Source organism: Salmonella sp. K21076 (genome assembly GCF_039650795.1).
GTDB lineage: Bacteria > Pseudomonadota > Gammaproteobacteria > Enterobacterales > Enterobacteriaceae > Salmonella > Salmonella enterica.
This window is the reverse complement of sequence record NZ_JBCLYA010000048.1, coordinates 51843-65053: the sequence shown is the minus strand read 5'-3', so window position 1 is coordinate 65053 and position 13211 is coordinate 51843. Positions and strand designations below refer to the sequence as shown.

Sequence of the window (13211 nt, the reverse complement as noted above, 5' to 3'; positions counted from 1 at the left end):
TCACTCTCAAGGTGTATCTAATCGTTTAGTATTAACTGGTTCTGAAAAGGCTTTGTCCACGCCTTTCATCAAAGGAGATAACAGGTATTCCATAATGCTGTGTTTTCCGGTAATTACACTGGCGTCAACAGTCATACCTGGTTTTAACCACCGTAAATCATCTTCATTAACATCGAATGCAATAATTACTTTATAATAACGCTGAATTGTTCCTCCGGTATTTTCCTCATAAGAGTCAGGGCTAATATTATCGATAGTCGCATTATACGATTTTATCTTTGGTTGAATAATTGACTGGACATCTAGCTTAACGGCTTCATCTACATATATTTGGTCACGGTATTTTGGTAGTATTTTCACATCGGCCAGCATAGTCCTTACTTTTGGTTTTATTTCAAAAAGTAAGTCCGCCGCCTGAATCACACCACCATGAGTAGTGGCACTTTTATTGATTTTATAAATTACACCGTCAACCGGTGAATAGATATCCTCCTCATTTATCTGCTTCTCTATTACTTTTAATGTAGAGTTAACAACCTCAAGTTCCTGAAGATTTTTAGATATTATTTTAGATAAAGATAATCGCAATTCATTATTAAGCGCCTCAATATCATTAACAACCAGCTCAATATCATCTTTTTTTAAAGTGATGCTACTTTCAATATCATTAATTTCAGACTTAACTTTTATATACGCCTGTTTCTTGTTAAGAAAATTGGTATATGGGCTAATTCCTTTTTTTACCAGTGGAGAAAGAATATTTATTTCTTCGGCAAGCAATGCTAGTTCTTTTTCTTTCGAACTTAGCTTCTCTTGTAATCCGCTAATCTCAGAATCAAGAGAGGTTTTTTTTAACTCTTTAGCTCTTATCTGACTATGCACTAATTCAATATTCGCTTTTACCTCTTTGTTGCTTAAAGAACGGGTGCCATCCAGGGTAATCAATCCACTCTCATTTTCTTTATCAAGAATGAAAGATATTTCGTTAACATCTTTATCCAGATACCCTTTTTGAGTTCTATACCTTTGATATTCTTTTTGCAGATCAAAGTTAACGACCTTTGCAAGGAGTTCTCCTTTTTTTACAGTATCCCCCTCGGCCACATAAATATCTTGTATCGTCCCTCCTTTAGAAAGAGATATTAACTGAGCATTATCTTTAGTAGTGATAACACCCTGACCATGAACCACTGAATTAATTTCTATAAAGTAGGTAAGGATAATAATTAAGATCGTCAAAGAAATAATTATCATCATGAGATGATCGCTTTGTCTTCTATTCATTTCATTACATTTAACTCACTTTTTAAATAATCCATTAAATGAAAAATCAATGAGAGTTGCTGTAGCTTTAAAATATACAGGCTATATTTGCTGTCGATCATGCTTACATATGCCTGAAATGCTTCATTACGGCTTGAAATTAAATCAAGCAAACTTTTTTGCCCTAACTGAAACTCCTGCTCATATAATTCAGTAAGCTGTAACGCGTTTGTATGTGAACGTTCCGCCACTGAGTAAGTCTCTTTTGCAGCGGTGTATTTTGAAAGTTGTGAATCAATGTTATAACGAGTTTTAATCAAGAAATCGTCAATTTGCAGCTTAGCCTGCGAGTAACTTGCCACCATTTTTCTTTCCTGGGCTGCATTTCTAAACCCATTAAAAATGTTGAAACTGACATTGATACCCGTTTTAAATTCATCTTCATAATCACTTTTTTTGGCACTACCGCTCGGATTATTCTGTACATAGCTGGAAACGAGATCTACAGTCGGAAAATAGGATGATTTTGCGGCATTAATATCTTCGGTCGCAGCTTTTCGGGTATTGACAAGCATCTTATAGTCATCGTTGTATTTCATCACCATGTCCATAAGTTTTTCAGGGCTTTCGACAAAGATATATTTTTTGAAGAGGTTGAATTTTTCATCGCTTTGAATCTGATCTGGTGATAAATTCAGACCAGTCATATTCTGCATTTTATACATTTCATCATCCAGCATCGACTGATACATAATACTTCTGGTATTTAATGCATCGATAGATACTTGTACTTTACGCATATCAGATTGCATAGCTACACCGGAAGATACCAGTAGCGAAAAAGTTTCCAGCATCTTTTTATAAAACTCTTTCTCCAGATTTACGCCATCAATCATTTCACGATATTTACTGATGTTGTAATAGGTTGTCACAACCTCCTGAGACACTATATTCTTTGTTTTTTCATAGTCAGTTTTACTATTATCTCTTTCGTATTCAGATTTCCTGATATTAGCCCCCCTCACTCCAAAATCCGTTATTCGGTATGATAAAGATACCTTATTTTCAACGTTTCTCTCGGTACCTGACGACTCCTTTCTGTTATTATTAAGGCCAGAGGTTAGATCCAGGGTAGGATAAAGTGCTGCCCGTGAAAGATCTAAGTCACTGTTTTTCTTTTCAGTCTCATAATATGAAACAGCAACAGAGGGCTGATGCGTTAATGCGGCATTAACTAAATCTCTTAGAGGAATGACCGGAAGCTCGCTGGCGTATGTGCTTTGTGTAATAAAAGCAGTCGTCAGAAAAAACATCTTAATCTTCATTTTTTTCCTCCTTGTTTAACAAACGTTGCTTTACTATTTCCTGATGCATAGATGTTATTTTTTCCATTAATGGCATATAGGTATCACGATAGCTAACCATTTCAGCACTAATCTCTTTAGTATTGGCAATAATCTTTTTATCAGTAGCCGATAGATCGGATAGCGCTAAATGAACATTATTCATATCCTCATCCATTTCTTTTCTCAGCCCATCGAGAGTATGAGAAATATCGGCACTGCCAGCGGCAATATCGTTTATGGTCTTACCATGTGAAAAAGATTCCTGATAACATTTATCAACTGATGCCATTATTGAATCATTCTTTTTGTCTATAATATTTTGTATTGTACTCATTGCCTCCAGTCGTGCATTATTATCAGCAAGCAGGGTATTACCTTCAGATAAACGAGAGGTAATTGTTATTACACCGTCAACTAATTTTTTGGTATTTTCGTTATTGCTTACCAGATAACCATCAATCAGCGTAGAAAGTTGTTCCAGTTTTGCTGAGTTATCCAATAGTCGGTTTTGCAAAGTGACAAAGCTATCTGATAGCATCACTCGTTTCTTTTCTTCATCCTGCGTCCGTAAGTTTTCAACTGTCAGGTAGTTATCAAAAAACGCTTTAAACAACTCTTTAAATTCTACAAGCGTCTCTGATTCAACCCGCAGGCTTCGTTGTTTATTATTGGATCTGTTACTTATGATTTTTAATTTTTTGATCTCTGTAGAAACAAGGGAATAGGAGCTGCGAACAAAAACACTTTGTGAGGTCAGGAGTATGGCGCAAACAACACCATAGATAGAAGATACAAATGCGGTATTCATCCCTTTCAATGGTTCAGAAAGCGACGCTACCATTGTCACAATCATATTGAGTGTATTACTTGCATTATCACCGCCAACATCTGATGGCGAGCTCAATAAGTTCCCGATTGAACCAATCGTAATAGACAGACCCGCAAACGTCCCCAACAGGCCAACAAGCGTCGACACATTGCTACAGCTCATAATAAATGACAATCGTTGGTTACGGGCGGTAGACACATTGTCATCTAATTCCATCAGTAAATTGAAATCACACTGTTTGGGTTCCCCGGCAAACAAAACCTGATTGAGGTTAGAAAGAATGCTATTTTTTCTACTGGCGTCCTGAGCTATTAATATGTCTTTTGCTGAAATATTTTTAAGAATAGTGAATAATGCACACAAAGAACCTGTAATATAAATGGCAATAATGACTCCATTGTAAATTGCAGAAACCATAAAATTATCAAAAACATACTCTCTTATACCGGGAAAAGATAAAGCGAAAAAAGGGAGTATGGCAAGGAAAAAACAGACAAACAAATAGCGATAATGATTTATATATTTCACTCTGACACCTTTTTATTAATAGTCGTGATAATAGCTTTACTCGTTGTACTTGATGCTGCGGAGTTAACACTCATGTCAATAACTACATCAGGATATATCTTCTTAATCTCTTTCATCAAAATAATTCCCCGTTCATATCCCAGTCGTAAAGAGTCAGAGAAAGAGATGTCTGCCTGAGGAATAACCATTTCTATCAATAAATTACTATTAGTTTTGTCTTCTAACCAAGCCTCTATTTTATGAGTATCCTCTTCAGAAAAGCTTCTCAGCCTGCCATGATACGTAATAACAAGCTCATTTTTTGTAGATGTTATATCAATTTTCTGACCATCGGCGATATCGTATACTCCAACCTCCTTACCTGACATTGTAGTCATTCCGTCCGACACATCTTGAGTATTCACTTCTTTATTAACTATTTCATTAGCATTTGAATTGTCATTGGCTCCGCTATTTTGAGCAGTAGATTTAGTCTTATTCTCTATATTTGCTTTATAAACTTTAATTGAGTTGTCATACATAATAATCATATTATTAAGTGCAAACACCAACATAAGAAATATAAAAATGCACAATACCGTAGAGAATGTATCAACAAAACTAGGCCACGGATTACTTTCGTCTTCCATGTTGTCTCCTGATATTACATTGTGAATAAAATGTTTTTGTGGATTAGAAAGGATAAAGGATGCTCAACTTATTCAGAAAGTGAACGCTACCACCCTTGGCTTCCTGCTACCAATACGCTTTATAGATTTCAGTTTTCTTACATCTCGTAATCAGAAAAATAAAAACAACGACGCCATTTTTATGCGCCCACAACAAAGATGAGTGCTTTAATTAAAAACACTCTTCATTTTTTTAATTAGGTAGACATCAATTATTGCACTAACTATATCTTCCCCAATAATAGGTATCGCATAAGCTCTCAGCTCATAAATAAAAAATAGTCATCAGCAAATTAAAACCACCCGCCGATAAATAGATTTGTTAGCTAATCATTGAAACTCTAAATCATTTTAAGGACATATTTCTTTTTAATACGCGTTATAACCATACGTATTTAATAAATTTGCCTCCAGAGGATAAAATGAATTTTCACAATTAAAACATAGGGTCATAGGGACTTCAATATAACTTAAATCATTGAAAATATAATAAGTGGGGAGTAAAAAATCAGAATTGTGTAAAAAAATACACAAATAAAACCATTTTTTATATAAAGCCAGCTATAAGTAACAATTTTATCTTCAGCAATTAAAAATAAAGCAAGATACACATATCATATTTGAGCTCATCACAAGCTAAAGCAAGCATTTAATTAACTATTGATAATACCGACCATTCTCTACCGTTATTTTATAATATCTTTTTGTTGTCAAAAAATGGCTATAAATTATATATTTTGCAGATGAGATTTCTCTTTCATATTTAAGACAATCCGGGTTATTGCAGTACATTTATGAACTTCGGCTGGATAATGATGTGCCGAGGCGAGTCGGCCAGAGGCGATAAGCGACATTTTTCCGTAAGTCATTCCGTGAGATATGCGCTTCTCTTTTTTGAAAGGGATACTAAGACAATAATACCAGGTAATAAAATGCCTGGTTTACACCAGGCATTTCAGCAGACGAGAACTATAGCGAAAATGCAAATAACGCTTTGAGTTTTTTACCAAAAATCAGAACGGAATGTCGTCGTCAAAATCCATTGGCGGTTCGTTAGACGGCGCTGGCGCGGATTGCTGTGGACGCGACTGCGCGCCGCCGCTGAACTGGTTACCGCCCTGCGGCTGCTGAGGTTGTTGCGGCTGACCCCAACCCCCCTGCTGCTGACCGCCTGCCGGTGCGCCGCCGCCCTGGCGACCACCCAGCATCTGCATCACGCCGCCGATCTGCGGAACGTTAATTTCAGTCGTATAGCGTTCCTGGCCACTCTGATCGGTCCACTTGCGGGTACGCAATTGACCTTCGATATACACCTGAGAACCTTTACGCAGATATTCGCCGGCCACTTCCGCCAGTTTGCCGAACATCACCACCCGGTGCCATTCAGTCTGCTCTTTCATTTCGCCGGTCTGCCTATCGCGCCAGGATTCAGAAGTAGCCAGCGTTAAGTTGGCGACAGCACCGCCACTCGGCATATAGCGTACTTCCGGGTCCTGGCCCAGATTACCAACGAGAATCACCTTGTTTACGCCTCTGCTGGCCATAATTGAGTCTCCTGAATACGTTTCATAAATAGTGTAAACGCGTGAGTGTACCATTTCCACGTAGCATTTTAATAGCTGCGATGCAGGTTCCAGGTCACTCGCGCGAACCTCATATTGTTGCATACTTTAGCTGAAGATGCATTCCAATACTGTATATTCAAACAGGTTAAATTGTGTCATAATTAGCCGTTTCTGCCGTTTGTCCTTCAAACAAACCAGGCATCCGAGTCTCTACCGGGAAAGGTGAATGGATAAGATCGAAGTTCGGGGCGCCCGCACCCATAATCTCAAAAATATTAACCTCGTCATCCCCCGCGACAAACTGATTGTCGTGACCGGGCTTTCGGGTTCAGGCAAATCCTCACTGGCTTTCGACACTCTGTATGCCGAAGGGCAGCGTCGTTACGTTGAATCGCTCTCCGCTTACGCGCGGCAGTTTTTGTCGCTCATGGAAAAACCGGATGTCGACCATATTGAGGGGCTATCGCCCGCGATCTCAATTGAACAGAAATCGACATCGCACAACCCGCGCTCTACGGTGGGTACTATTACCGAGATCCACGACTACCTGCGCCTGCTGTTTGCCCGCGTGGGCGAGCCGCGTTGTCCGGACCATGACGTGCCGCTGGCGGCGCAAACCGTTAGCCAGATGGTCGATAACGTGCTGTCGCAGCCGGAAGGCAAACGCCTGATGCTGCTGGCGCCGATTATTAAAGAGCGTAAAGGCGAACACACCAAAACGCTGGAAAATCTGGCAAGCCAGGGTTACATTCGCGCCCGTATTGACGGCGAAGTCTGCGATCTCTCCGATCCGCCGAAGCTGGAGCTACAAAAGAAACATACCATTGAGGTGGTGATCGATCGCTTCAAAGTTCGTAACGATCTTTCCCAACGCCTGGCGGAGTCGTTCGAAACGGCGCTGGAATTATCCGGCGGCACGGCGGTTGTTGCCGATATGGACGATGAGAAAGCGGAGGAGCTTCTGTTCTCCGCCAATTTTGCCTGCCCGATTTGCGGCTACAGTATGCGCGAGCTGGAACCGCGTCTGTTCTCGTTCAACAACCCGGCAGGCGCCTGTCCGACCTGTGACGGGCTCGGCGTTCAGCAATATTTCGATCCGGACCGCGTGATCCAGAATCCCGACCTGTCGCTGGCAGGCGGCGCGATTCGTGGTTGGGATCGTCGCAATTTTTACTACTTTCAAATGCTCAAGTCGCTGGCGGAACACTATAAGTTCGACGTGGATGCGCCGTGGGCAAGCCTCAGCGCCAACGTACACAAAGTCGTGCTGTACGGTTCCGGCAAAGAGAACATCGAATTTAAATATATGAACGATCGCGGCGATACCTCCGTGCGCCGCCATCCGTTCGAAGGCGTGCTGCATAATATGGAGCGCCGTTATAAAGAGACGGAATCCAGCGCGGTGCGCGAAGAGCTGGCGAAATTCATCAGTAATCGCCCCTGCGCCAGCTGTGAAGGAACGCGACTGAATCGCGAAGCGCGCCATGTATTTGTGGAAAATACGCCGCTGCCTGCTATTTCCGATATGAGCATTGGCCATGCGATGGATTTTTTCACTAATCTCAAGCTTTCCGGGCAACGGGCGAAAATCGCCGAAAAAGTGCTAAAAGAGATCGGCGATCGCCTCAAGTTTCTGGTGAACGTCGGCCTGAACTATCTCACGCTCTCCCGCTCGGCAGAGACGCTTTCCGGCGGCGAAGCCCAGCGTATTCGTCTGGCGAGCCAGATAGGCGCCGGGTTAGTCGGCGTGATGTATGTGCTGGATGAACCGTCCATCGGTCTGCACCAGCGCGATAACGAACGGCTGCTGGGTACGCTGATTCATCTGCGCAATCTTGGCAATACCGTGATTGTGGTGGAACACGATGAAGACGCCATCCGCGCCGCCGACCATGTGATTGATATTGGCCCCGGCGCGGGCGTTCACGGCGGCGAGGTGGTGGCGGAAGGCCCGCTGGAAGCCATTATGGCGGTACCGGAATCGCTGACCGGCCAGTACATGAGCGGTAAACGCAAAATTGAAGTGCCGAAACAACGCGTGCCGGCAAATCCAGAAAAAGTGCTCAAACTCACCGGCGCGCGCGGCAACAACCTGAAAGATGTGACCCTTACGCTACCGGTAGGGCTGTTTACCTGTATCACCGGCGTCTCGGGTTCCGGTAAATCGACGCTGATTAACGATACGCTGTTCCCCATCGCCCAGCGTCAGTTAAACGGGGCGACTATCGCCGAACCGGCGCCGTATCGGGATATTCAGGGGCTGGAACATTTCGATAAAGTGATCGATATCGACCAGAGCCCGATCGGGCGCACCCCGCGTTCCAACCCGGCGACCTATACGGGCGTCTTTACCCCGGTTCGTGAGCTTTTTGCTGGCGTGCCGGAGTCTCGCTCGCGCGGCTACACGCCAGGGCGATTCAGCTTCAACGTGCGCGGCGGTCGCTGCGAAGCGTGCCAGGGCGATGGCGTCATTAAAGTCGAAATGCACTTTCTGCCGGATATTTACGTGCCGTGCGACCAGTGCAAAGGCAAGCGCTATAACCGGGAAACGCTGGAGATTAAGTACAAAGGCAAGACCATCCACGAAGTGCTGGATATGACCATTGAAGAAGCGCGTGAGTTCTTTGATGCGGTTCCGGCGCTGGCGCGTAAGCTGCAGACGCTGATGGACGTGGGGCTGACCTATATCCGTCTTGGTCAGTCGGCGACGACGCTTTCCGGCGGCGAGGCCCAGCGCGTGAAGCTGGCGCGCGAACTGTCGAAACGTGGCACCGGGCAGACGCTGTATATTCTCGACGAGCCGACCACCGGCCTGCACTTTGCCGATATTCAGCAGTTGCTTGACGTGCTGCATCAGTTGCGCGATCAGGGCAACACCATCGTGGTGATCGAACACAACCTGGACGTCATTAAAACGGCGGACTGGATTGTCGACCTCGGCCCGGAAGGCGGCAGCGGCGGCGGCGAAATTCTCGTCGCCGGTACGCCGGAAACCGTGGCGGAGTGCGAGGCGTCGCATACCGCCCGCTTCCTTAAACCTATGCTCAAATAACCTTCACACCGCTTTCCGATTCGCCGGGAAGCGGCATCATTTTTCCTCATCCCACCTCATTGTATCCGTGTTGAGCATTTGTGATTTGCGTGCCGCCTCGCTCTGACATGTGATAGCGCAAACGGTCTGTTATGGAAAACACCATGAAGTTGCCCTACGCAATCACACTACTGCTGTGCCTGTTTTTAGCCGCCTGTACGCTGCCTGACCGCTTTAGCGCCGTGGCTTTTCAACAACTGACGCTATTACAAGCGCGCTCAACCCGCTTCCTGCAGGACGCGGCGCGAATACCGTGGCAAAAAGAGACACTGCTCAAAGATGACCGCGATATCCGCCAGACATTTTTTCAGGCTGAGCGGGTCGCCCGTCAAGGTGGGGATAAACACCGACTCGATAATCTGGCGCTGCTGAAAAATCACTATTTGCGTCTTTATGCGCGGGTTATGAAATGTAAGCAACCACTTACTTACATCCAGGCTGAGAGATACCAACAGCAAAATAATCAGGTCTGGAAATTAGCCATACAGGGTGAGTGTCTGCATTGGGGCGCCCGCTGCACTCAGGGAGAAGAAAATGGCGTCTATTAACGAAATACGTAACCTGTTTACTGCCGCCCGGGCCGAACATCCTGTAGCCTCCTCGGCAATTGCCGAGTTTATCCAGACGTATAAGCAGGCAAGAGAAGACAGCGACGACGGTATCCGCGAGTCCGCCGCGTTTATCGCCCGCGCGCTTCAGGAACATGCTCGCGGCTGGCTGGACGACGACGATATGATTATTCTGCTGGAAGGACAGCGGGACCTCGCCAGGCTACGCGCCAATAATGCGCAAATTGCCCTCGGCAGCCGTATCCGGTCTACGGTCATCCACCTCATTGATATCGCCCTGGCGTTGTTGGTCGGCGCGCTATAATCAGGACTGCGGCAACTGCTTGCGTTTATCTTCCGACAGCGCATTTACCGCCTGTTGATAAGAGGCATCGACCAGATAATAGAGTTGTGAATCCGGCAGCGAGCCGTCCAGATAGACCGTACTCCAGTGCGCTTTATTAAGGTGCCGACTCGATCGAACATCGCTGTGCTGCTGGCGTAACAACTCTGCCAGTTCCGGGCTGGTTTTGAGAGAGGCTGCCGGGCGCCCATCAACTTCTTTTACCATCGCGAAAAGTACATCTTCCACTTTAATTTGCGTCGCTTTCCAGTCGCTGTGAACGCTCTGCTCTGCGCCAGGTTTTGCCATGCAGTATTGCAGTAATTCCGAAATGGTCATTATCATTCCCCTTGTAGTGTCGCGATGATTTTACGTGGACCGCCGTGAATACGGTGCTCTCCCAACCAGATACCTTGCCATGTTCCTAACTGTAAACGCCCCTGGCGTACAGGCAGCAGCAACGAGACGCCCAATACTGACGACTTAATATGCGAAGGCATGTCATCCGCCCCTTCGTAATCATGTTCATACGCCGCATTATCGGGAACGGTTTTCAGGAAATGGCGCTCCATATCAGCGCGCACGGTGGGATCGCAGTTTTCGTTTAACGTCAGCGAGGCCGAGGTATGTAGCAACAACAGATGCAGCAAACCCGTTTCGACAGGCGGTAAGCCAGACAATTTATCGGTAATTTCATCTGTTATTAGATGAAACCCGCGCGGCTTCTCGCTCAGTGTAATGGTGCGCTGATACCACATAGGCTGCTCCTTCCTAAAAACAAACGTCTCCTGAATAGTGTGCAGCAAGTCTGGAAAAGGTAAAAGCCAGCGGGGCAAGTTTGTGCAAAAATCATGCAAAAAAGGAGAGCCTGTCGCTCTCCTGATTTTTAGTACTCCGAGTTGACAATGACTTCCTCGCCAAACGCTCCTGCCTGCGGCAGCGGTTTGTAGGTGGAGTTAGCCGCGCGCAGGATACGAATACCGCGGATACCACAATCACGAGCTGCGGTAATATCGTTATCCGAATCGCCGTAGAAGATACGCATGTTCTTCTCCTGCAGCCACTGGACTTTCGTATTTTGTCCCGGTTTATCGCCGGCGAAAATCACCGGATTCATATTCGCCGCCGGAATATGGAAGTTATCCGCCAGCGTTTTCGACACAGTTTCCGTTTTCGTCTGACTACGACCAGTGACAAAGTAAATACTGTCGCCACGGCGAACATGCATATCAATGAGCTGTCGGGCCACTTCTTTTGGAATACTGAACTCATCCCAGCCGTTGTTCATTTTTTCCCAAAAGGCCGGATTTTTCAGATAATCGTCGCTGTCCGGGGAATAGGTTTTCTTTCCGCGCCAGAATCCGGGGCTGGAAAATAACACGGTGTCGTCAATATCAAAGCCGACCGCCATCGGCGGGCGTCCGGTCAGGCTGTTTTCAATCTGGGCGACAGAGACCCAATGGACAGGTGCTTGTTCCGCGAGTTTTGCAACATTAGTGCCCGGATTGAGCGTCGAAGGGGAAGATACTAACGCATTCGCGGAATGGTTTAGCGTAAACAATAAACAGACGGCGCTCAGCGCCAGGGTTATTTTTTTCATGCTTTTCCCTTAAAATTCAAAATATTATAATTATTAAGATGAGTCTTTGGTCAAAAAACTATCTGACCATAACGCCAGTAACGGTCAAAAGGAAGGATTATTTGCGGTTTTGTTACGAAAAAAGAGGATGATCACAACAGCTATTGTCAGACCGGAGAGCACTGTTATCGCCGTCCGGCCTGAATATTACATGACAGCGGCAAATGCCTTCGCCACGCGGTGTACATTTGAAGCATTAAGCCCAGCGACACACATGCGGCCACTGGCAATCAGGTAAACGCCAAACTCATCGCGCAACCGATCGACCTGCTCCGCGCTTAACCCGGTATAGCTGAACATACCACGCTGCTGTAACAAGTAATCGAAGTTGCGGTCAGGCATCTCCGCCTTCAGCTCTTTCACCAGCGTCTGGCGCATCGATATAATGCGGGTACGCATCGCGTCGACTTCCGCCAGCCAGCTCGCTTTTAACGCCTCATCGCCCAGGACCGTAGCGACCACCTGAGCGCCGAAACACGGCGGACTGGAGTAAATTCGGCGCACCGTCGCTTTTAGCTGTCCCAGAACCCGCGCGGCGATTTCGGCATCTTCACACACCACCGACAGGCCGCCGACGCACTCGCCATACAGCGAGAAAATCTTCGAAAAAGAATTACTGACTAACGCAGGTAACCCGGCGCTGGCAATGGCGCGAATAGCGTAAGCATCCTCGTCCATGCCTGCGCCAAACCCCTGATAGGCAATATCAAGGAACGGAATCAGATCGCGCGCTTTCACTATCTCAATCACCGCATCCCATTGCGAAGGCGTTAAATCCGCCCCGGTCGGGTTGTGACAACAGGGGTGCAGCAGCACGATACTGCGCGCAGGTAACGTATTCAGCGTGGCCAGCAGATCGTTAAAACGGATGCCGTTAGTCGCGTCGTCATACCAGGGGTAAGTACTCACTTCGAATCCTGCCCCGGCAAATATCGCAATATGGTTTTCCCAGGTAGGGTCGCTCACCCATACGCCTGCGTCGGGGAAATAACGCTTCAGAAAATCCGCGCCCACTTTCAGCGCGCCTGAACCACCTAATGTCTGGATAGTGGCCACGCGCTGTTGCTGAAGAACCGGGTGATCGGCGCCAAAGAGCAAAGGCGCGATAGTATGGCGATAAGTATTGAGTCCTTCCATCGGCAGGTACAGCGAGGCGCCATGCGGCTGCGCGTTAAGCCGGGCTTCGGCTTCGGCCACCGTTTTGAGCTGTGGGATAATCCCGTCTTCGTTGTAATACAGGCCAATGCTCAGATTTACTTTGTCGTGACGGGAGTCGTCTTTAAAACGCTCCATCAGTGAAAGAATCGGATCGCCGGCATAGGCGTCAACTTTTTGAAACACGCGATGGTTCTCCAGGTTTACAGAGGGCAGGAAATAACACAATAAACCGG

General features: G+C 46.0%; 12 protein-coding genes. 3 read left to right on the top strand and 9 right to left on the bottom strand.

Annotated features, from left to right (window positions below; genetic code table 11):
- Positions 1-6: 6 nt before the first annotated feature.
- From siiD to ssb1, 5 genes are all read right to left on the bottom strand, one after another.
- Positions 7-1284, bottom strand: coding sequence for an SPI-4 type I secretion system protein SiiD (siiD, locus tag AAYN39_RS17030; protein WP_001081932.1), 1278 nt, complete (start codon positions 1282-1284; stop codon positions 7-9).
- The gene (siiC, locus tag AAYN39_RS17025) at positions 1281-2588 is read right to left on the bottom strand and encodes an SPI-4 type I secretion system protein SiiC (protein WP_010989277.1); all 1308 of its coding nucleotides are present in this window, start codon (positions 2586-2588) and stop codon (positions 1281-1283) included. Before siiC ends, siiD begins: the two co-directional genes overlap by 4 nt.
- On the bottom strand, positions 2578-3966 hold the full coding sequence (locus AAYN39_RS17020) for a MotA/TolQ/ExbB proton channel family protein (protein ID WP_000875187.1): 1389 nt from the start codon (positions 3964-3966) through the stop codon (positions 2578-2580). Before AAYN39_RS17020 ends, siiC begins: the two co-directional genes overlap by 11 nt.
- Positions 3963-4595, bottom strand: a complete 633-nt coding sequence (gene siiA, locus AAYN39_RS17015) for an SPI-4 type I secretion system auxiliary protein SiiA (protein ID WP_000389235.1) — start codon at positions 4593-4595, stop codon at positions 3963-3965. The genes AAYN39_RS17020 and siiA overlap by 4 nt, the downstream gene beginning before the upstream one ends.
- A 1052-nt stretch (positions 4596-5647) precedes the next feature.
- Complete coding sequence (gene ssb1 / locus AAYN39_RS17010; RefSeq protein WP_000168329.1) at positions 5648-6178, bottom strand: single-stranded DNA-binding protein SSB1; 531 nt, start codon at positions 6176-6178, stop codon at positions 5648-5650.
- A 247-nt stretch (positions 6179-6425) separates the two neighbouring features.
- Between ssb1 and uvrA the strand changes: the two genes are divergently transcribed.
- The 3 genes from uvrA to AAYN39_RS16995 all read left to right on the top strand — a co-directional run bounded on the left by uvrA (position 6426) and on the right by AAYN39_RS16995 (position 10163).
- Positions 6426-9251 (top strand): excinuclease ABC subunit UvrA, encoded by a 2826-nt coding sequence (gene uvrA / locus AAYN39_RS17005; protein ID WP_000357724.1) that lies wholly within the window; start codon positions 6426-6428, stop codon positions 9249-9251.
- Between the two features lie 131 nt (positions 9252-9382).
- Positions 9383-9838 carry a lipoprotein gene (locus AAYN39_RS17000; RefSeq protein WP_000432193.1) on the top strand — a complete coding sequence of 152 codons (456 nt, stop codon included), beginning with the start codon at positions 9383-9385 and terminating at the stop codon, positions 9836-9838.
- Complete coding sequence (locus tag AAYN39_RS16995; RefSeq protein WP_000146604.1) at positions 9825-10163, top strand: hypothetical protein; 339 nt, start codon at positions 9825-9827, stop codon at positions 10161-10163. The genes AAYN39_RS17000 and AAYN39_RS16995 overlap by 14 nt, the downstream gene beginning before the upstream one ends.
- Here AAYN39_RS16995 and AAYN39_RS16990 read toward each other — a convergent pair whose 3' ends face one another.
- From AAYN39_RS16990 to tyrB, 4 genes are all read right to left on the bottom strand, one after another.
- Positions 10164-10520, bottom strand: a complete 357-nt coding sequence (locus AAYN39_RS16990) for an MmcQ/YjbR family DNA-binding protein (RefSeq protein WP_000155664.1) — start codon at positions 10518-10520, stop codon at positions 10164-10166.
- Between the two features lie 2 nt (positions 10521-10522).
- Positions 10523-10939, bottom strand: coding sequence for a secondary thiamine-phosphate synthase enzyme YjbQ (locus AAYN39_RS16985; RefSeq protein ID WP_000270393.1), 417 nt, complete (start codon positions 10937-10939; stop codon positions 10523-10525).
- 128 nt (positions 10940-11067) lie between these two features.
- Positions 11068-11781, bottom strand: a complete 714-nt coding sequence (aphA, locus tag AAYN39_RS16980) for an acid phosphatase AphA (protein ID WP_000724436.1) — start codon at positions 11779-11781, stop codon at positions 11068-11070.
- 186 nt (positions 11782-11967) lie between these two features.
- Positions 11968-13161, bottom strand: a complete 1194-nt coding sequence (gene tyrB, locus AAYN39_RS16975; RefSeq protein ID WP_000486904.1) for an aromatic amino acid transaminase — start codon at positions 13159-13161, stop codon at positions 11968-11970.
- Between the last annotated feature and the right edge of the window lie 50 nt (positions 13162-13211).

Excerpts from the sequence above, each read along its gene's own strand:
- siiD (WP_001081932.1), bottom strand. The coding sequence starts at position 1,284 with ATGAATAGAAGACAAAGCGATCATCTCATGATGATAATTATTTCTTTG.
- siiC (WP_010989277.1), bottom strand. The coding sequence starts at position 2,588 with ATGAAGATTAAGATGTTTTTTCTGACGACTGCTTTTATTACACAAAGC.
- siiA (WP_000389235.1), bottom strand. The coding sequence starts at position 4,595 with ATGGAAGACGAAAGTAATCCGTGGCCTAGTTTTGTTGATACATTCTCT.
- ssb1 (WP_000168329.1), bottom strand. The coding sequence starts at position 6,178 with ATGGCCAGCAGAGGCGTAAACAAGGTGATTCTCGTTGGTAATCTGGGC.
- uvrA (WP_000357724.1), top strand. The coding sequence starts at position 6,426 with ATGGATAAGATCGAAGTTCGGGGCGCCCGCACCCATAATCTCAAAAAT.
- AAYN39_RS17000 (WP_000432193.1), top strand. The coding sequence starts at position 9,383 with ATGGAAAACACCATGAAGTTGCCCTACGCAATCACACTACTGCTGTGC.
- AAYN39_RS16995 (WP_000146604.1), top strand. The coding sequence starts at position 9,825 with ATGGCGTCTATTAACGAAATACGTAACCTGTTTACTGCCGCCCGGGCC.
- AAYN39_RS16990 (WP_000155664.1), bottom strand. The coding sequence starts at position 10,520 with ATGACCATTTCGGAATTACTGCAATACTGCATGGCAAAACCTGGCGCA.
- AAYN39_RS16985 (WP_000270393.1), bottom strand. The coding sequence starts at position 10,939 with ATGTGGTATCAGCGCACCATTACACTGAGCGAGAAGCCGCGCGGGTTT.
- aphA (WP_000724436.1), bottom strand. The coding sequence starts at position 11,781 with ATGAAAAAAATAACCCTGGCGCTGAGCGCCGTCTGTTTATTGTTTACG.